Source organism: Nonomuraea sp. NPDC049378 (assembly GCF_055586745.1).
In genome coordinates this window covers 201,478-218,585 of record NZ_JBVJHP010000018.1, presented here as the reverse complement: position 1 = coordinate 218,585, position 17,108 = coordinate 201,478, and the positions used below count along the sequence as shown (strand labels likewise).

Annotated in this window: 21 protein-coding genes and 1 pseudogene; 13 read left to right on the top strand and 9 right to left on the bottom strand. The window is 69.9% G+C overall.

All coding sequences use genetic code 11. The features are described 5' to 3' along the window. The first annotated feature begins 19 nt into the window (after positions 1–19). Together tnpA and ACZ6SA_RS35035 are read left to right on the top strand one after the other, a co-directional pair. A complete protein-coding gene (gene tnpA, locus ACZ6SA_RS35040; RefSeq protein WP_465833034.1) occupies positions 20–448 on the top strand; it encodes an IS200/IS605 family transposase in 429 nt (142 codons plus the stop codon). Positions 449–560: 112 nt separating this feature from the next. Further along, a complete protein-coding gene (locus ACZ6SA_RS35035) occupies positions 561–1,205 on the top strand; it encodes a P-loop nucleotide/nucleoside kinase family protein (protein ID WP_465833032.1) in 645 nt (214 codons plus the stop codon). Positions 1,206–1,254: 49 nt separating this feature from the next. On the opposite strand, the gene ACZ6SA_RS35030 is transcribed toward ACZ6SA_RS35035, so the two are convergent. The 3 genes from ACZ6SA_RS35030 to ACZ6SA_RS35020 are packed head-to-tail and all read right to left on the bottom strand — an operon-like array spanning position 1,255 to position 3,550. Beyond that, entirely contained in the window at positions 1,255–2,958 is a 1,704-nt protein-coding gene (locus ACZ6SA_RS35030; protein WP_465833063.1) for a SulP family inorganic anion transporter, read from the bottom strand. 5 nt (positions 2,959–2,963) lie between these two features. Further along, entirely contained in the window at positions 2,964–3,305 is a 342-nt protein-coding gene (locus ACZ6SA_RS35025) for an ArsR/SmtB family transcription factor (RefSeq protein ID WP_347650752.1), read from the bottom strand. Then, entirely contained in the window at positions 3,305–3,550 is a 246-nt protein-coding gene (locus ACZ6SA_RS35020; RefSeq protein WP_347650751.1) for a hypothetical protein, read from the bottom strand. Before ACZ6SA_RS35020 ends, ACZ6SA_RS35025 begins: the two co-directional genes overlap by 1 nt. A gap of 257 nt (positions 3,551–3,807) precedes the next feature. On the opposite strand from ACZ6SA_RS35020, the gene ACZ6SA_RS35015 reads away from it, so the two are divergent. The 5 genes from ACZ6SA_RS35015 to ACZ6SA_RS34995 all read left to right on the top strand — a co-directional run bounded on the left by ACZ6SA_RS35015 (position 3,808) and on the right by ACZ6SA_RS34995 (position 7,521). Beyond that, positions 3,808–5,232: an MFS transporter gene (locus tag ACZ6SA_RS35015; protein WP_465833029.1), complete on the top strand. Its 1,425-nt coding sequence runs from the start codon at positions 3,808–3,810 to the stop codon at positions 5,230–5,232. Between the two features lie 120 nt (positions 5,233–5,352). Next, complete coding sequence (locus ACZ6SA_RS35010) at positions 5,353–5,598, top strand: hypothetical protein (RefSeq protein WP_465833027.1); 246 nt, start codon at positions 5,353–5,355, stop codon at positions 5,596–5,598. Between the two features lie 24 nt (positions 5,599–5,622). Next, positions 5,623–5,916, top strand: a complete 294-nt coding sequence (locus ACZ6SA_RS35005; RefSeq protein ID WP_465833025.1) for a hypothetical protein — start codon at positions 5,623–5,625, stop codon at positions 5,914–5,916. Further along, positions 5,913–6,803, top strand: coding sequence for a hypothetical protein (locus tag ACZ6SA_RS35000; RefSeq protein ID WP_465833024.1), 891 nt, complete (start codon positions 5,913–5,915; stop codon positions 6,801–6,803). Before ACZ6SA_RS35005 ends, ACZ6SA_RS35000 begins: the two co-directional genes overlap by 4 nt. 139 nt (positions 6,804–6,942) lie before the next feature. Further along, positions 6,943–7,521 (top strand): dihydrofolate reductase family protein, encoded by a 579-nt coding sequence (locus tag ACZ6SA_RS34995; RefSeq protein ID WP_347650746.1) that lies wholly within the window; start codon positions 6,943–6,945, stop codon positions 7,519–7,521. A gap of 117 nt (positions 7,522–7,638) precedes the next feature. Here the strand turns inward: ACZ6SA_RS34995 and ACZ6SA_RS34990 are convergent, their stop codons facing one another. Beyond that, entirely contained in the window at positions 7,639–8,409 is a 771-nt protein-coding gene (locus tag ACZ6SA_RS34990; RefSeq protein WP_347650745.1) for a TetR/AcrR family transcriptional regulator, read from the bottom strand. A 169-nt stretch (positions 8,410–8,578) separates the two neighbouring features. On the opposite strand from ACZ6SA_RS34990, the gene ACZ6SA_RS34985 reads away from it, so the two are divergent. Together ACZ6SA_RS34985 and ACZ6SA_RS34980 are read left to right on the top strand one after the other, a co-directional pair. Further along, on the top strand, positions 8,579–9,226 hold the full coding sequence (locus ACZ6SA_RS34985; protein ID WP_465833021.1) for a DUF2306 domain-containing protein: 648 nt from the start codon (positions 8,579–8,581) through the stop codon (positions 9,224–9,226). A 168-nt stretch (positions 9,227–9,394) separates the two neighbouring features. Beyond that, the gene (locus ACZ6SA_RS34980) at positions 9,395–10,288 is read left to right on the top strand and encodes a helix-turn-helix transcriptional regulator (RefSeq protein WP_465833019.1); all 894 of its coding nucleotides are present in this window, start codon (positions 9,395–9,397) and stop codon (positions 10,286–10,288) included. A 156-nt stretch (positions 10,289–10,444) separates the two neighbouring features. Here the strand turns inward: ACZ6SA_RS34980 and ACZ6SA_RS34975 are convergent, their stop codons facing one another. The 3 genes and pseudogenes from ACZ6SA_RS34975 to ACZ6SA_RS34965 all read right to left on the bottom strand — a co-directional run. Continuing rightward, complete coding sequence (locus tag ACZ6SA_RS34975) at positions 10,445–11,482, bottom strand: TerC family protein (protein WP_465833061.1); 1,038 nt, start codon at positions 11,480–11,482, stop codon at positions 10,445–10,447. Positions 11,483–11,704: 222 nt separating this feature from the next. Continuing rightward, entirely contained in the window at positions 11,705–12,160 is a 456-nt protein-coding gene (locus ACZ6SA_RS34970; RefSeq protein ID WP_465833017.1) for a hypothetical protein, read from the bottom strand. Beyond that, a pseudogene (locus tag ACZ6SA_RS34965) lies at positions 12,118–12,480 on the bottom strand (acyltransferase domain-containing protein); the annotation flags it as partial. The pseudogene ACZ6SA_RS34965 and the gene ACZ6SA_RS34970, both read right to left, overlap by 43 nt. A 77-nt stretch (positions 12,481–12,557) precedes the next feature. On the opposite strand from ACZ6SA_RS34965, the gene ACZ6SA_RS34960 reads away from it, so the two are divergent. Together ACZ6SA_RS34960 and ACZ6SA_RS34955 are read left to right on the top strand one after the other, a co-directional pair. Next, the gene (locus ACZ6SA_RS34960; RefSeq protein ID WP_347646163.1) at positions 12,558–13,097 is read left to right on the top strand and encodes a GNAT family N-acetyltransferase; all 540 of its coding nucleotides are present in this window, start codon (positions 12,558–12,560) and stop codon (positions 13,095–13,097) included. Between the two features lie 166 nt (positions 13,098–13,263). After that, positions 13,264–14,196: an NmrA family NAD(P)-binding protein gene (locus ACZ6SA_RS34955; protein ID WP_347646162.1), complete on the top strand. Its 933-nt coding sequence runs from the start codon at positions 13,264–13,266 to the stop codon at positions 14,194–14,196. Here ACZ6SA_RS34955 and ACZ6SA_RS34950 read toward each other — a convergent pair. After that, complete coding sequence (locus ACZ6SA_RS34950) at positions 14,183–15,007, bottom strand: Atu4866 domain-containing protein (RefSeq protein WP_347646161.1); 825 nt, start codon at positions 15,005–15,007, stop codon at positions 14,183–14,185. The two genes, ACZ6SA_RS34955 and ACZ6SA_RS34950, sit on opposite strands and share 14 nt — an antisense overlap. 138 nt (positions 15,008–15,145) lie before the next feature. Between ACZ6SA_RS34950 and ACZ6SA_RS34945 the strand changes: the two genes are divergently transcribed. Then, positions 15,146–15,673, top strand: a complete 528-nt coding sequence (locus tag ACZ6SA_RS34945; RefSeq protein WP_465833014.1) for an RNA polymerase sigma factor — start codon at positions 15,146–15,148, stop codon at positions 15,671–15,673. After that, on the top strand, positions 15,670–16,155 hold the full coding sequence (locus ACZ6SA_RS34940; RefSeq protein ID WP_347646159.1) for a hypothetical protein: 486 nt from the start codon (positions 15,670–15,672) through the stop codon (positions 16,153–16,155). The genes ACZ6SA_RS34945 and ACZ6SA_RS34940 overlap by 4 nt, the downstream gene beginning before the upstream one ends. A gap of 90 nt (positions 16,156–16,245) precedes the next feature. Here the strand turns inward: ACZ6SA_RS34940 and ACZ6SA_RS34935 are convergent, their stop codons facing one another. Next, positions 16,246–17,070 (bottom strand): SDR family NAD(P)-dependent oxidoreductase, encoded by an 825-nt coding sequence (locus tag ACZ6SA_RS34935; protein ID WP_443154238.1) that lies wholly within the window; start codon positions 17,068–17,070, stop codon positions 16,246–16,248. Positions 17,071–17,108: the final 38 nt, after the last annotated feature.

Below are 17,108 nucleotides of genomic sequence, written 5' to 3'. Positions count from 1 at the left end.
ACACACTAACCTTTGGCCTATGTCACCGCGATGGGAACCCGATCCCGATATCCGGCGGGGGCGCACCGTCGTCCACACCCTGCACGCCCATTTGGTCTTCACACCCAAATATCGGCGTGGAGTGTTCACCGACGAACTTCTGCGCCGCTGTGAAGAAATCATGATCGAGGTATGCGACAGCTTCGGCGCCGAACTGGTCGAGTTCAACGGCGAGCATGACCATGTCCACTTGCTGGTTCACTATCCGCCCAAGGTCGCGCTCTCCACCTTGGTCAACTCTCTCAAAGGCGTCTCGGCCCGGCTGCTGCGCAAGGAGTACGGCGCTCATGTCCGCCGCTATCTCTGGGGCGGCCACTTCTGGTCGCCCAGCTACTTCGCCGCCTCCTGCGGAGGCGCACCCCTGTCGATCGTCAAGGAGTACATCGAGAATCAGAAGCGACCAGGCTGAGCCGCTCACGCGAAGCCAGCCGTCACGGCACCGCTCGGGCCTGAGGGCCCCTCCCGCGCTGTCGTTTCCTCCCGGGCGTAAACGACTCTGCCTGCGCCACTGGCAGGGCGACGTGGACGCCGGGTGGGAGGCGCGGCGGCTGGCCGAGCTCGCGCTACGTCATCTACGGGTCGGAGCGGTCGTTCTGGTGCTGGTCGGCGGGCCGCCCGGTAGCGGGAAGACGACGCTCGGCGGCTCACTGGCCGACCGGCTCGGTTACACGCTGCTACGCAGTGACCGCATCCGCAAGGAACTGGCCGGACTCGACCCTCTGCAGGCCGCCAGCGCGTCTTACCAGGAGGGGATCTACGACCCGGTGCACACCGCCGGCACGTACGCCGAGCTGCTGTCACGGGCCGAACGGTTGCTCGGGCAAGGGGAGTCGGTCGTCCTGGACGCGTCCTGGGGCGATGAGCGGCACCGGGCGATGGCCGCGGACGTTGCCGGCCGGACCTCGAGCAGCCTGATCCCGCTGCGGTGCACCGTCATGCCACAGATCGCCGTTGCGAGGCTCACCGCCCGGGGACACGAGCTCTCCGACGCGGACGAGGCCGTGCGCTCCGCCATGGACGCGGCCATGGCGCCGTGGCCTGACGCGATCGAGATCGACACGGGGACCGCCCCGGAGCAGACGCTGGCCCGCGCGCTCGATGCTGTTCATCCGCCTGAGCCGAACGTGTCCTGGCGGTTCCGGCGGCCTCGGATGGAACCCGGCTGAGTGGCCGATAGGGGACAAAGGCGCTGACCGCCCGAACCCGCGCCGACAGTCAGCAGGCGGCCTGGGCCGGGCCGGCGGAGGAGGGAAGGATTCCGGCCTGGTGGAGATGGCGGCGGGCTGCCGCGATGGCCTCCGGGGTCGAGGCGAACACCTGCCCTGCCTCGTCCAACCGGGCGATCACGCCCAGGGCGTGCAGCGGCCGGTGGTGGCCGTCGCGGATGCCGGAGACGTACACGGTGATGCCGCGTCGTTGGAGGCGGGCGATCGCGTCGCCGAGCACCAGCGCGCCGCTGGCGTCGATGGTGGTGATGCGCGACAGGCGCAGGATGACCACCGAGACGTCGGCGACCTCGGACAGCTCCAGCAGGAACCGGTGCGCCGCGGCGAAGAACAGCGGCCCGTCCAGCCGGTAGGCGACGATGTGCTCGGCCAGCAACGCGTGCTCTTCGGCGTCGTGGTCACCCGGCAGGTCCGCTTGCAGCGGCACGGTGTCCAGACGGACGTTCCTGGCGATGGCGCGCAGCGCGAGCGCGCCGGCGACGATCAGCCCGAGGATGACGGCGGCGACCAGATCCAGGGCGAGAGTGGCGATCGCGGTCAGTGCCAGGACGACGGCGTCGGCCCGGGTGGAGCGCATCATCGCCGTCACCGAGCCGACCTCCACCATCCGTACCGCGGTGGCCAGCAGCACCCCGGCCAGGGCCGCCAGCGGGATGCGGGCCACCACGCCGGCGGCGGTGAACACGATCACGCCCAGGATCACGGCGTGCGCGAGCGCGGCCAGCCGGGAAGAGGCACCCGCACGCACGTTGACGGCGGTGCGCGCGATCGCGCCCGTGGCCGGCACGCCGCCGAAGAGCGGGGCGACCAGGTTGGCCAGGCCTTGGCCGAACAACTCCTTGTCAGGGTCGTGCTGGTGGTTGACGCTCATGCCGTCGGCGACCGCGGCCGACAACAACGATTCGAGCGCGGCCAGCGCGGCGACCGCGACCGCGGGAGCGATCAGGGAGCTCAGCGCGGACACGTCCAGGAATTCGAGCGACGGGGCGGGTAGCCCGGCGGGCAGGGCGTCGATACGCGCCACCGGCAACCCCGCCAGCTCGGCGGCGAGGGTGGCGGCGGCGACGGCGACCAGTGAGAACGGCACCGCGGGCCGCCAGCGCCCTCCGGCCAGGATCACCGCCGCCACCGCCGCGGCCAGGGCGATGGCGGCCCAGTTGGGGCGGGCGGCGAAGTCGAGCACCGCCTGCCAGGCCACGGCCAGCGCCTTGTCGCCTTCAGGTGTGGGAACGCCGAGCGCGGCGGGCACCTGCTGCAGGCCGATCACGCACGCGATCCCCAGGGTGAAGCCCTCCACCACCGGCGCGGGCACCAGCATCATGAACCGGCCCACCCGAGCCAGCGCGAGGCCGAGCAGCAGCAGCCCGGCCAGCACACCCACGGTCAGCACGCCGGTGGCGCCGTGCGCGTGCATGATCGGCACCAGCACCACCGTCATCGCCCCGGTCGGCCCGGACACCTGCAAGGCGGAGCCGCCGAATACGGCGGCCAGCGCGCCGGCCACCACCGCGGTGGCCAGCCCCGCTTCCGCGCCCAGCCCGCTGGAGATGCCGAAGCCGAGCGCCAGCGGCAGCGCGACGACCGCCACCGTCAACCCGGCCAGCAGATCACGGCGCGGATGGCGGTTGAAGGCGGCGAGGTCGGCGCGGGCGGGCAGGACTGAGCGCAGGCGGGCCCAGCCCGCCAGGAGCACAGAGGTCACCGGCCGCCGGCCTCCGACTCGAGCAGCTCGTTCAGCAGCGCGTGCCGGCCCGACAACTTGGCCTGCAGCAGGTGGCGGGCCGCGCGCAGCAGCTCGGCCACGTCCCCACCGGACAATGCGTACACCACGGTGGAGCCGTCACGGCGCGCGGTGACCAGCTCCGAGCGGCGCAACACGGCCAGGTGCTGCGACAGCCCGGTCGGCTCCACCTCGATCTCGGCCAGGAGGTCACGCACCGGCATCGGCCCGTCCTGCAGCAGCTCCAGCACGCGGATCCGCACCGGATGTCCGAGCAGCCGGAACAACTCGGCCTTGGCTTCATACAAGGGCACCGACATCAACGTGCGTCCTCCCCCGCCACCACGTCCGGCGAGCCGGGATCCGCGATCGTGCCCGATCCGGAGCCTGTCTCGTGGCCTGGACCGGTGCTCACCCCGTGAGCACGCGCCATGCGCAGCATCTCGTCCAGCGCCCCTGCCGCCGCCAGCGCCGCCTCGGCGTCTCCATCCCGCTCGGCCGTGCGCAGCGCGTCTGCCGCTTCACCGGCCCGACGACGGATCGCCGCGGCAAATGCCTCAACCACACCTGTCCTCGCATGTCTTCCGATCGGTGGCTCACTTCGCACAATGATAGACCAATGGATTACGAAATTTCGCAATTCCTAAGAGCCAGACCGTCCACTCGTGGCCATCGATCTCCAGGAAGCCGGACGCGGACCCCAGCGGACTTGACATATACCCCCCACTGGTATTGATTGACCTCTGCCCCTACATACCTCTTAGGGGTATAGGAGAGCCCGCTATATACCCCACCCGGGTATGAGAAAGATCTGGAGAGCTCATGTCTGAGCCATCACCTCGACGCTGGGCCGCTCTGGCCCTGATCGCCACCGCCCAGTTCATCGTCATCATGGACACGTCGATCATCGGTGTGGCCCTTCCCCGCATCCAGCAGGACCTGGGCTTCTCCCAGGAGAACCTGTCCTGGGTCTTCAACGCCTACGTCGTCGCCTTCGGCGGCCTCCTGCTCCTGGGTGGCCGCCTGTCCGACCTGTTCGGCGCCCGGCGGCTCTTCAGCACCGGCTGGCTGATCCTGCTCGCCGGCTCGCTCCTCGCCGGCATCGCCCCCGACGTGTGGGTCGAGCTGACCGGCCGCGCCGTACAAGGAGTCGGTGCGGCCCTGATCGCCCCATCGGCCCTCACCCTCCTGATGATGTTGTTCGGTCACGACCCCAGGGAACTGACCAAGGCCCTCGCCCTGTACGGCGCCGCCGCGCCCGCGGGCGGCACAGCCGGCGTCTTCCTCGGCGGCGTCATCACCGAATACCTGAGCTGGCCGTGGGTCTTCTACATCAACATCCCCATCGCCCTCATCGCGCTCCTCGCCACCGGCCCGCTGATGCCCGCCGCCCAGCCCCGGCGCGGATCCATCGACATCCTCGGCACGGTGACCGTCACCCTCGGCCTCGGCGCCGCCGTCTACGCCATCGTCCGCGCACCGGAAGCCGGCTGGGGCTCCGCCGAGACGTGGATCGTCCTCGCCGCCGCCGCGACACTGCTCGCCGCGTTCGTCGCCGTCCAGGCCCGCCGCCGCGAGCCGCTGATGCGCCTGTCGATCTTCCGTACACCGAACCTCGCCGCCGCCAACCTCACCCAGCTGCTGCTGGGCGGAGCCTGGATCCCGATGTGGTTCTTCCTCAACCTCTATCTGCAGCAGGTCCTCGGCTACAGCGCCTTCCCCAGCGGCGCCGCCCTGCTGCCGATGACCGTCCTCATCATGATCGGCATGATCGTCCTGGCCCCCCGTGCCATCAACCGATTCGGCCCCAAGGCGACCACGGTCACCGGCCTGGTCCTCCTCACCGCGGGCATGGCCTGGCTCTCGCTGATCAGCCCGGACGGCAGCTTCGCCGCCGACGTCCTGCCTGCCAGCCTCGTCGCCGCCCTCGGCATGTCGCTGGCCTTCATCCCCTCCCTCGGCACCGCCATCTCATCCGCCCGCCCGGAAGAGGGCGGACTCGCCTCCGGCATCGTCAACACCAGCTACCAGGTCGGCTCCGCGCTCGGCCTGGCCGCGATGACCGCCGTCGCCGCCGCCAACGGCTCCGGCCGGCTCGGCGACCTGCCCGCGCTGACCGACGGCTTCTCCGCCGCCTTCATAGGCGCCGCCGCCATCGCCCTCGCGGGCGTCCTGGTCGCCGCCACCACCCTGCGGACCCGCGCCACCGCACCCGCCGCGGACGAGGTCGCCTCCTCCCGCGGATGACCCACCGTCGATGTTGTCGGCGGCTGCCCTGCCGGTGCCGGTATGTGGCGTTCCGTGCGCGCTCGACAGCGGCGGGGTACGTGCCTAGACTCCCGAAGATCCCAACTTCCGGAGGTGCAGATGGACGAGTGGGTGACGGCGGAGGTGGGCGAGGACGGGCTGCTGGCCGCCGTCCACATCGAGCCGCGGGCCATGCGCCTCTACTCGGCGGAGCTGGCCGGACACGTCGTCGAAGCCGTACGCACGGCGCAGCGCGAGCACGAGCAGCCGCCCCAGGACTCCCGGCCTCGACGCACTCCTCCAGCGGCTGGACGAGCTCGAGGCCCGGGCGGACAGGGATTTCGACTACGTGAACAGCAGGCTTGACGACGCTCTCAGAGGGCTCACGGAATGAGCGGGCTCCCGACCGGGATCACGATCGACGCCGGCGGGCGCGACTCCGCGGGCCGGGCGTTCGGCACGCTGGCCGACGAATACCACGGGCAAGCCGGCGGGTGGGGCCGGGGCGAGAGTCCGCTGCCGTACGAGGAGTTCGCGGCCGGCTACCAGGAGCTCACGGCCGGCCTTCGCGCCGCTTGCGAAGGGTTGTCCGGCTCGCTCGACCGGGCCGGAACGGGACAGGTCACCATGGCCGCCACCAACACGAGCACGGAACTCGCCAACTCCCGCGGGTGGCACGTATGACGGAACAGGCATCGGCGGGCGGGCTGGCGCTGCTCGGCGTCCCGCCGCTGCCCGACCTGGACGGCATCGACAGGCACATCGCCGATCTGGACGCGGCGGTCGCCCACCACCGGGGGCTCGCCGCGGAGAGCGGGCGCGCCCACCGGCTGGCGGGGGCGAACAGCGGCCCGGCCGCCGACGCGGTGGACGGCCACGTGACCGGCCGCGACGGCATCACCTTCACCGCGGATGACCTCGCCGGCCGCCTCTCCAACCTGGCCGGCACGTTGCGCTTCACCAGGGAGACGCTGGTCTGGGTCGGCGGCCTGCTGACCGGGCTGGCCGCGCTCGCCGTGGCGGCCGTCGCGTACGCGCCCCACCTGCTGCCCCGGCTGAGAGCCATCGCCGTCAAGCTCTCCACCAGGCTGCGCGAGATCACCGCCCGCCTCGGGGCGCTGATGCGCGGCATGTCCACGAACCTGACCAACCGCAGGGTCGACAGCGTCGCCGACCGCTTCCACGACGCGTGGCGCGCTCCGCGCAGGCTGCCCGACGGCACGTACGACCCGAGGGTGAAGACCACCACCGACGCGGCCTGGATCAAGAAGCACGACACCGACCAGGTCGACATCGCCAACACGCGCTATCGCGACCTGCCGGCCGACTGGAAGCGCGAGAACCAGGAGTCGGCGCGCGTCGGGGTACAGCTGGTCGACGAGGCGCGGGTGAGCGGCGTGGACGTCAGAGGCAGGCGGTTCATGGAGGAGGCGAGCTCGGTGGTGCACGACAAGTGGCTCGTCCGCAACCGCGACTGGGCCCCAGAAGAGCAGCGCCGCCCGTACGAACTGCTCTCCGAGGCCGAGAAGGAGAAGGACCGCGACGTCATCCGCATGGTCCTCGGGATCTAGCCAGGCGAGGAGGCGGGAAGGATGGTCTGATCCAGGTCATCCCGTTCGCGCGGTTGAAGGTGTGCGACGGCGATGAGTTTCGCCGAGGTGTCCCGTCTGCATTCACACACACCGATCCACCGCACTCGAGGAGAGCAGCGTGACCGCCACCTACACTTTCGACGTCTTCAGCAGCCTCGACGGCTTCGGCGCCGCCGGCGGCGACTGGACCGGCTACTGGGGCAAGCAGGGCCCCGAGCTGCTGGGCCACCGTCTCGCCCTGTACGGCGAGGAGCAGCGGATGGTCTTCGGGGCCCACACGTACCGGGCGTTCGCGCAGATGCTGGCCACGAGCACCGAGGACTCCGAGGTGCGTGACCCGTGGGTCACCCGGATGCGGAACCTGCCGGCGACGGTGGTGTCGACCACGCTGGAAGGGCCCCTCGACTGGCCGGATGCGACCCTCGTGAGCGGTGACGCCGTCGACGTCGTCGCCCGGCTCAAGGAGGAGTCCGAGGTGCCGTTGCGCTCCCACGGCAGCCTGTCGATGAACCGGGCGCTGATGGCCGCCGGCCTGGTCGACCGCGTCCAGGTGACGCTCTTCCCCGTGATCACCGGTCAGACCGGGCTTGACCCGATCTTCCAGGGCGCGGCCGACTTCGACCTCGAGCTGATCGGGAGCCGGACGCTCGACGGCGACATCCAGGAGCTCGTCTACCGGCCCACCCTGCATGTCTGAGCCCGTCCCGTGGGCGGGCGGCACGCCGGCGCGGCGTCCGGCATGTTCGGGGCAGGCTCGCCGCCGGCCGGCAGCTCGTTCTCGTGCAGGCCGACCAGACGGGTTCGCTCGGGTCCGTCATCGTGTCCGTGTGGCGGTGATCAGGGTGTCGATGCCGTTGAGTATCAGCTCGACCCCGAACCTGAAGCTGCCGTCCGTCCCTTGAGGCAGGGGTGATTCGAAGACGTCGGAGGCGAAGAGCTCGGCCGCCTCGGGATAGCGGTCAGGCTCCACGAGCCCGGCCAGGGCCCTGCCGTAATCTTGCTCGCTCTGCGCCTGATCGAGCCCGATCTCCTGGCGAGCGTGCGCGAGCTGCTGCTCCTGAGCGCTGGAGGAGCGGACGTACCCGCCGACGAGGTTGAGTATGCCCACCTTCGCCTGCCAGCCGAGGCCCGTCCCGCGCAGAGCGCGGAACATGGCGTCCATCCAGGCGATCGCGTGCGGCCCACGCGGCGGGCCGCTGATCGGAAGGTGCGCCAGCCAGGGATGGCGCTCGTAGACCTGCCGGTTGGCGAGGATCCACTGCTGCGTGCCGGCCCGCCAGCCGGCACGTTCGCTGATCTCGGGAGGCGGGCCGATGGCCAGGTCGCTCATCAGATCGAACAGCTCTTCCTTCGATCCCACGTAGCGATACAACGACATCTTGGTGACGCCCAGCACCTCGGCGACCTTCGGCAGGGTCGCGCCGGCCAGTCCGCCGCGGTCGGCGAGCTCCAGTGCGGTGCCGATCACCCGGTCGACATCGAGCCCCGCCGGGCGGCCACGGTGCGACCCGGTGGGGAGCCGCCACAGCCGCCTCAGCGGTGCGGGCACCTCGGGTTCTGGCTTGCCGGACGGCTTGCTGCGCACGCTCGTAGACTCTACCGCCCACGATTAATATCCATGGGATAGTATCCATGGGATGCTAATTAGAGGAGAGGGGCGGCACGAGATGACTCAAATGGCACAGCACGACACACCGATGGCACGACCGCGGCGAAAGCGGCGGCGTCCCGCCTGGTGGATGCTCCCGCTATCGGTGACCACGCTGGCGCTCCTGGCTTTCATGCTGTCGGCGTACATCCCGCCGGACATTCGTACGAGCCGGGCCGACATGCACGGCGACCAGGTGCGTTACTGGCTGCTGGTAGGACACATCGCGTTCGGCACGGTCGCCACCGTGACCGGCCTGCTGCAGCTCTGGGCCGGGCTGCGCAACAGGTTTCCCCGCATACATCGATGGACGGGCCGCGTCTACTTCTACGCCGGGATCTTCCCGGCGATGATCCTCGCAGTGCCCGTATCCGTCATGAGCGAGTCCGGCGTATCCAACGTCGCCGCGCTGGACACCATGCTCGTCCTGTGGGCCATCACCGGCGTCGCCGGCCTACGCGCCGCCAGGTCACGCCGCTTCAACGATCACCGCAAATGGATGATCCGCAACTACGCCGTCACGATCGCCATCCTCGCCTCCCGCCCGTGGGGCACCGTCATGGCGTTGATCGTCATGGCCCAAGCCGACTCCCCCGCCTACCAGGGCAACACCGTCGCGATGATCCACGACATCGCCAGCTCGGGCGCGTGGATCGCTCTCATCGTCAACCTCGTCGTCGCAGAGGCGTACATCCAGCACAAGTACGGAGGCAAAAGCCGCAACCCCGCCCTGGCAGGGCACGCCCAACGGTGATGCCCCACCCCCGCCCTCGACGCACATCAGCCGTTCAAGCCCGCCGACCCGCACCCCGCCAGGACATGGGGCCCCGTCAACCACGAGCCGCACCCTCGCGGCACGACAACCGTTGATCGCTTCGACGTCCAGGCACCGCACGGGAAAGGGGCGGATTGCGTGATCGATGTGTGTCGTGAGATCGCCGCCACCTTCACGGATGGTGTTTCCGCTTCCGGGCGGGTCGTCGAACTCGGCGTGGCCGCACTGGAGGTGAAGCGATTCCGCCCGGCATACCTGCGGCGAAAGGACTATTCGGAGCGGGCAGAAGAGGAGGACATCGTCCAGCTCATCATGCCGATGTGCGGCACCGTCGACGCGACGTGGGCCGGACGGCACAACACCGTGGCCGTGGGCGACCTCTACGCGCACGACCTCGCCCAACTCGACGAGATAAATCTGCAGTGCGACGGGCGGGATGCCCTGGAACTGGCCCTGGTCGCCATCCCTAAACCGCTACTGCCGCTGCGGAGCGGCGCGATGGATGACGTGCTCGGGCGCGGCGTGCCCGTCAACGGTGGAGTGGGCAGGCTGCTCAAGGGCTTCATCGAGGATTTGTCCGACGAGAACCTGTCGCTGAAGCCCGAGGACGGACAACGGCTGGGAACCGTGCTGGTGGATCTCGTGGCCGCCTGCCTTTCCAGCCTGCTGGAACCCGGGCAGGGCCCGCGACCAGGCTCCCACCGGCAGGCCCTGACCCTTCGTATACGCGCCTACATCCAGCGCCATCTGCACGATCCCACGCTCACCCCCCGCGCAGTCGCGGCGGAGCACCACATCTCCATCAGCTACCTCCATCGGCTGTTCCAGGAGCAAGGCGAGACTGTCTCAGCATGGATACGCGACCAGCGGCTCAGGCGTAGCCGTCGAGACCTCGCCGACACGGCCCTGGACAGCGTGCCGATCCACCAGATCGCCGCCCGCTGGGGGTTCGGCCGCGCGGGCGACTTCAGCCGTGCCTTCCGCACCGCCTATGGCGAGTCGCCTCGCGAATACAGATCCCGTACGGCCCGCAAGGGCTGAGCGCGAAGCGCACTGCTCAGGTTGAACCGGCCGGAATGAAGAACCGCACCCGCTGGTGAAGCGACGTCCTGACGTTTCAGCTCGGCATGTGACGCGCGGCGGCCGGCATGTTCGGGGCAGGCTCGTCGCCGGCCGGCGACGAGCCTGCCCTCTTTCTCAGTTGCGAGCGCGGTCGGCGGGCTCGGACGCAGCCGGCCCTGACGCAGCCGGCTCGGCGGCCTGGCGGGTGTCCCTCCTGGACTTGAGCAGGCTGGCCACCGTCGTGATGGTGAGCACGGTGACGATGACGGACAACGAGAGCCAGTTGTTGATCTCGGGGACCCAGGTGACGTGCTCGCCGCCGTTGATGAACGGCAGCTCGTTCTCGTGCAGGGCGTGCAGGACGAGTTTCACGCCGATGAAGCCGAGGATGACCGCCAGCCCGTAGGTGAGGTAGACGAGCTTCTCCACCAGCCCGCCGAGCAGGAAGAACAGCTGTCTCAGCCCCATCAGCGCGAACGCGTTGGCCGCGAAGACCAGGTAGGCGTCCTGGGTGATGCCGAAGATCGCGGGGATGGAGTCGACGGCGAACACCAGGTCCGCGCCGCCGATGGCGATGATGACGATGAACATCGGGGTCAGCAGGCGGCGACCGTCCTGCCGGACGGTCATCCGCGCACCGTGGTAGGCGTCGGTGACCGGGAACAACTTGCGCGCCAACCGGACGACGCCGCCGTTGGGGTCGTACTCGTCGTCGTCGTTGTGGTTGAAGGCGAATTTCCACGCGGTGTAGATGAGGATGCCGCCGAAGATCCAGAACACCCAGCTGAAACGCTGTACGGCCTGCGCGCCCACGCCGATGAAGATCCCGCGCATGACCAGCGCCATCACGATCCCGATGAGCAGGACGCGGTGCTGGTAGATCGCGGGCACGGCGAAGTTCGCCATGATGAGCATGAAGATGAACAGGTTGTCGACGCTGAGCGTGTACTCGGTGATGTAGCCGGTGATGTAGGCGGCCGCCTGGTCATCGCCACCGAAGATCCACACTCCTGCGCCGAAAGCGACCGCACAGGCGATGTAGAAGGCGATCCACCGCGCCGACTCGGCGATCGTGACCTTGTGGGGTTTCCTGTTGACGATGATCAGGTCGAGGAGGATGAGTCCGAGAAGGGCGGCGATGGTGGCCGCCCACAGCCAGGCGGGCACGGGCATGGGTGGGGGCATGAAAGCTCCTCCGACTTAGGCGTTGACACGTCCGTCGGAGGTCTTCTCCGCCCGCGGCGTCGCGGACCGACCGCGCCGGGTCCCGAGAAAGGGTCCGTGATGACGACGTGGCCGCGAAGGAGTACTCCCCTCCACTTCGCCTGCGATCATACATATGGAATGCTGTAGGCCAACATCCCCCCTCGTATGTTTCAGCGTAGGCGGTCGAGGTCAGGCGGATTCCGGGCGTGCCGGCAAGGCGATCCAGCCGGTGCGTGCCCGCCGGTTCCGTCCGGACCTGAGGTGGGCCACATAGGCCCTCCGCAGGGAAGTGCCCTGTGGTAGCTCCGCGAGTTGACGTGCGGTGACCGGCCCCGTCCGGCTCGGCTGTCCGAAGACGTACTCCAGCATGGAACCGTCGGCGAGATCCTCATCGCCGGACGTCAGCGGCCTCAACGCGAAGCGGCGGAGGAATCGCACGATGTTCGACCGCTCGGGGAGATATTCGATGAGCTGCGGGTCGAGCAACCAGGAGTGACAGACGACGTACGAGAGCGGCTCGTCAGGGAAATGGCGGCCGAAGAACCTCCGGGCCTGGCCGAGCGATTCGTCGCAGGAAGCCGGGGACAGCGGTGCACCGGACGGTGTTCGGCCATCATGGGGCCGAGTGTCGACAACGTCTCCCATGACGTTCGGGGGTCGATGCCGCGCTCGGCGTGGTAGCGCAGCGTCTGCGGCAGGACGGCGAGATAGAGCCAGACGTAGAGGTGGAGCGCCACCGGGCCGGCGCCGGCCGGGAACGCCGGGAAGCCGCGATAGCCACCGGCCGAGAGCCCTGAACCCATGTGCGACGTCACATCCTGGTGGCACCGTTCCAGGTGCCGCCACAGCTCCGGATGCTCCTCGGGATCGGGCCGCGCCGCCAGCGCTTCGTTCCGATCGGCGGGCGATGCACCCAACTGCTCCAGCAACCGCGCCGCTTCCGCGTTCGAGGGAAGTTCGAGCATGTGACCCAACCTACGCGGACCGTCCGTACGGGTCACCCGCCGGAGTGATCCCGTCGGTGGGTGTTTACCATCGCCGTGTGAGCGGAGACGGCGAGGAGCTTGTGACCGCACGGCTGTCGCTGCGGCGGCCCGCGCCGGAGGACGTCGACGCGATCTTCAGCATCCATCACGACCCTGCCACCTGCCTGCACAACCCCTCCGACGCTCTGTCCCGGCGCGAGGAGGCCCGGGAGCTCTTCGAGCGCTGGAACGATCACTGGCAGCGCTTCGGCTTCGGGTACTGGGTGGTGCGGCGCCGCGGCTCGGAGCGGCAGCTGGGGTTCTGCGGCACCAAGGCCATGGACCTGAACGGCATGAGGGTGCTCAACCTCTTCTACCGCTTCGAGGCCTCATCGTGGGGTCGGGGGCTGGCGGGCGAGGCCGCCGAGTCAGTGGTCGGGTGGGTGTCCGGACGCGTTCCCGACCTGCCGCTCATCGCCCGTGTCCGGCCGGCCAACATCGCCTCCCAACGTGTGGCCGTACGCGCTGGTCTGGCGCGAGCCGAACATCTCGACACCAGCGGCGAGGACGGCCTGGACTGGATCTTCGCGACGAACCTGCCTCGTCACGAGCTCTGAGGGCTGAGACCTGCGACGGCCGGGGGTGCTCCGGTGCGAGGGTCATGCCGGCGGCCGGGGTGGTCAGGTGGTCGTCTCTCCGGACATTGCTAAGTGGCGGGGTCCGTCGTATTGTATCGCGCACAAAACGGCGGGGCCCGCCGTTTCAGCCGTACGAGGGAGAAGCATGGTCACCACCTCCGCGCCCGTCCTGGTCACCGGCGCCACAGGCAAGCAGGGCGGGGCCGCCGCCCGCGCCCTGCGCAGGGCCGGCGTTCCCGTCCGCGCCCTGGTACGCGACCCGGCCACCGCCCGGGCCAGAGCCGTCGAGGCGCTCGGCGCCGAACTCGTCACCGGCGATCTCCACGACCGCGACTCGGTGGTCCGGGCCGCCGAGGGCGTCCGCGCCGTCTTCTCCGTACAGATGCCCGCGCTGACCGCCGATGGCTTCGGTTTCGACGGAGAGGTGGCCCAGGCCGTCAACCTCATCGAGGGTGCGAAGGCCGCGGGGGTGCCGCAGTTCGTGCAGACGTCCACCAGCGGCGCGGGCGGGCACACCGAGACGCCCGGCTGGGTGGCAGGCCGCTGGGGCTCGCTGGACGACAGCCTGGAAGCCAAGAGCACGATCCAGGACCGGGTTCGCGCGGCCGGTTTCCCCCACTGGACGATCCTCAAGCCGGGCTTCTTCATGGAGAACTTCCTGCCGTCCATGGCGTTCCTGTTCCCGCGCGGCATCGAGGGCGGCCTGGTGAGCGTGGTGAAGCCCGGGACCCGGCTGTCCCTCGCCGCGGTGGACGACATCGGCACGACGGTCGCCGCGGCCATCGCCGACCCCGCGCGCTTCGACGGGCTGGAGCTGGAGCTGGCGAGCGACTATCTGCCGATGTCGGCGATCGCCGAGATCCTCTCCCGCACGCTGGGCACGTACCTGCCCGCGCCGGACATGACCGAGGAAGAGGCGCTCGCCGCCGGAATGCCGCCGATGGGCGCCTCGCACGAGTGGATGAACGTGGCCGGTCAACCGGCCCGGCCGCAGTACGCCAGGGACCTCGGCCTCCCGCTCACCGGCTTCGAGGAGTGGGCGCGGCGGCACCTGCCGGAGACGGTCACCCGGGTGTGAGGCGTTTGCGCATGACGAACCCGGCGTGGTGGAGCACCCCGTCGACCAGCTCTCCGAAGGCCCAGAACCCGGTGTCGTCGAGGTAGGTGACGCGGTCGTCGCGGACCCAGTATCTGCCTGTGTAGGCATCGGTCCGGCCGTGGCGCGTCTCGGTGTACCTGCCGTCGAGGAGCAGGTGTTGTTCCAATTCATGCGATTCGTCGACCCAGACGCCGTGCCATCTCTGGAGCCCTGGGGCGGGTGTTCCGGCGGGACGGGTGGGTTCGCCCTGCCACGCCTCGACATGTCCCGACACGACGACGGCGAGCAGGTCGTACGGCCGGAGGACCAGCATCTGCCCGATCCGCGACTCGCTCATACGCTCCCGGGTGACGGCGAAGGTCGCCGGGTTGCCCGGGGCCACATCATAGACGCCGCGCTGGTCCTCGGCGCGGGCGCGCATCGCGGTGTCCACCAGCAGCGGTACGACGAACGCGCCGTCCGCCTCGATCACCCGGGCCCGGGCCGGACGGGGCTTCTTCCCGCGCGGGCCGACGTGCGTGATCCTCCCGTCCTCGGCCCACAGGTCTCCGCGGACCGTCCGTGACGGCGTGACGTGGACCGTGGCGTCTATCACGACCAGGGGATCGGAGGCATCGTTTCCTGACATCGGCTGTGCTCCTCGTGAGGCCGTATCGGCTGCGGGGGCGCCGATCGGATGCGGGCGTACCGAAAAGATCGCGAGGCCGGCGGCCAGCGCGGCCGCCGGCAGGATCCACCAGGGGCGGCCGGTCTTCGGTGCGGAGGTGACCACGGTGGGCGCGTCGCTCATGCGCCTTACCCTCGACGAGGGCTGGGGTGCGGGAGAAGGCCGCGGTTCTCCTGGGAGCGCCACGCCCATGCTCGCGCCGATCGTGGTGAACCTGAGCGGCTTCTCGCCCGACTGTGCAGGGTGACGGGAAGGGGCGAGATGACCGATGAGCTGCTGGTGGTCCGCGCCCAGCTGGGAGAGCGGGCCGCATGGGCCGAGCTGGTGGCCCGATGGCGGGTGCCGGTGTGGACCTATGTTCGGCGGATGCTGGATGCGGAGCGAGCCGACGACGTCACGCAGGAGATCTGGCTGGCCGTGGTCCGTGGCCTGCCGGGGCTGCGGGAGCCCGGCCGGTTCGCACCCTGGCTCTTCACGATCGCCCGCCGTTCGGTGACCGACCGCCTGCGCGGTGAGTACGCCAGGGAGAGGGTGGAAGGCGTCACGACCGACGAGGCCATGGTGGAGGACCCCGTCCAGGCCATGGTGGACCGCGCCGAGCTCGTCGCCGCACTGGCCGGGCTGCCGGTCCTGGAACGGGAGATTCTCGTCCTCTTCTACCTGGAGGACCTGTCGGTGGAGGAGTGCGCACAGGTCTGTCTCGTCCCGCCCGGCACGGTCAAATCCAGACTCGATCGGGCTCGCCGGATGTTGCGGGAGCACCTGGAGAAAAGGGGATACCAGCCATGACCGAAGAGGGGCCTCGCCTGTCGGCGGAGGAGCTGATCGAGCGGCTCGAATCGCCGCTGTCACCGTGGCGGCGGGTGCGCGCCGTGGCGGCGCTGCTGGCCGGACTGGCCGGCGTGGTGTTCGTGACCGCGCTGTGGTGGAGCGAGCCGGGGCAGGTGCCCGGCCGTACGCATCTGGCGTTCGCGGTGCTCGCCGTGTTCTGCCTGGCCTGGGCGGGTTACGGTACGTGGCTGCTGACGCGCAGGGTGCCGTTGTTCGCCACCGACCGGGTGATCGCCGCCTGGATCGCCCTGAGCGCGTCGCTGGTCACGACCGCGGGCCTGGCGGGCATCGCCACCCAGCGCGATGCCGGCCCGGGCACCGCACTGGCGACGGGGGGCGCGCTCGTCGCGGTGTCGCTGGTGCTGGTCGTACGGGCGCACGCGCGCCGGGCCGCGCTGCTGCGCCGCAAGCGCGAGCTGACCCGTGGCGAGCAGGCGTGACCGGGCGCCGGCGTCGACGGGGTCCACGCCGCCACCCGGCACGGTCCATGGCCCGCCTGCACGGGCTCATGCAGCGTGGCCTTGACGGCCCTACGGGTTATGGGAGTACGCGTGGACGGCGGCTGTTCGGTTCTCGGCGTCATGTCCGAGGTCGATGCCGCCGGCCAGCCAGCCGCCATCGATGGTGAGCACGCTGCCGGTGATGAACGACGCGTTCTCACTGGCCAGGAACGCGACCAGGTTGGCGACCTCCTCGCTGCGCCCCGGTCTGCCCAGCGGAAAGCGGCTGGCGACGTCGAGCTCCTCACCCATCTTCCTGGTGAGATCGTTACTGGCGATGTACCCCGGGCAGACGGCGTTGACCCGGATCCCGACCGGCCCCAGCTCCAGCGCAGCCGACTTGACCAGACCGAGCACACCATGCTTCGACGCCGCGTACGCAGCCGACATCCGAACTCCGGTGAGCCCGGCCGCCGACGAGGTGACCACGACCGAGCCCCCACCCGCCTCGCGCATCGACCGGCCCGCCGCCTGCAGACCGAGCAGCACACCCCGCAGATTCACCGCCATCGTGCGGTCCCACTCCTCCAGCGGGTAGTCCAGAAGACCGCCCCAGTGCCCCGTAGCGGCGTTGAGATGCGCGATGTGCACGGCCCCGTAACGGGCGACCGTCTCGCGAACCATCGCATCGTTGTCCTCCGGCGACGCCACGTCGACCCGCAACCCGAACGCCTCGCCGCCGGCCGCCACGATCTCTCCTGCCGTCCGCTCGACCTTGTCGAGGGTACGCCCGGCACAGCACACCCGCGCTCCCAGGGCCGCCAGCGCCACCGCGGTCGCCGCGCCGATTCCGGACCCCGCTCCGGTCACGACCGCGACCCTCCCCGCCAGGGAAAACCTTCCTTGCTCCGTCATCAGTTGTTTCCTCCTCCGGTCGAACACGAGACATCAGC

Excerpts from the sequence above, each read along its gene's own strand:
- ACZ6SA_RS35005 (WP_465833025.1), top strand. The coding sequence starts at position 5,623 with ATGAGCGGGCTCCCGACCGGGATCACGATCGACGCCGGCGGGCGCGAC.
- tnpA (WP_465833034.1), top strand. The coding sequence starts at position 20 with ATGTCACCGCGATGGGAACCCGATCCCGATATCCGGCGGGGGCGCACC.
- ACZ6SA_RS35000 (WP_465833024.1), top strand. The coding sequence starts at position 5,913 with ATGACGGAACAGGCATCGGCGGGCGGGCTGGCGCTGCTCGGCGTCCCG.
- ACZ6SA_RS34945 (WP_465833014.1), top strand. The coding sequence starts at position 15,146 with ATGACCGATGAGCTGCTGGTGGTCCGCGCCCAGCTGGGAGAGCGGGCC.
- ACZ6SA_RS35025 (WP_347650752.1), bottom strand. The coding sequence starts at position 3,305 with ATGTCGGTGCCCTTGTATGAAGCCAAGGCCGAGTTGTTCCGGCTGCTC.
- ACZ6SA_RS34970 (WP_465833017.1), bottom strand. The coding sequence starts at position 12,160 with ATGGGAGACGTTGTCGACACTCGGCCCCATGATGGCCGAACACCGTCC.
- ACZ6SA_RS34975 (WP_465833061.1), bottom strand. The coding sequence starts at position 11,482 with ATGCCCGTGCCCGCCTGGCTGTGGGCGGCCACCATCGCCGCCCTTCTC.
- ACZ6SA_RS34950 (WP_347646161.1), bottom strand. The coding sequence starts at position 15,007 with ATGAGCGACGCGCCCACCGTGGTCACCTCCGCACCGAAGACCGGCCGC.
- ACZ6SA_RS34955 (WP_347646162.1), top strand. The coding sequence starts at position 13,264 with ATGGTCACCACCTCCGCGCCCGTCCTGGTCACCGGCGCCACAGGCAAG.
- ACZ6SA_RS34940 (WP_347646159.1), top strand. The coding sequence starts at position 15,670 with ATGACCGAAGAGGGGCCTCGCCTGTCGGCGGAGGAGCTGATCGAGCGG.
- ACZ6SA_RS34935 (WP_443154238.1), bottom strand. The coding sequence starts at position 17,070 with ATGACGGAGCAAGGAAGGTTTTCCCTGGCGGGGAGGGTCGCGGTCGTG.
- ACZ6SA_RS35010 (WP_465833027.1), top strand. The coding sequence starts at position 5,353 with ATGGACGAGTGGGTGACGGCGGAGGTGGGCGAGGACGGGCTGCTGGCC.
- ACZ6SA_RS35015 (WP_465833029.1), top strand. The coding sequence starts at position 3,808 with ATGTCTGAGCCATCACCTCGACGCTGGGCCGCTCTGGCCCTGATCGCC.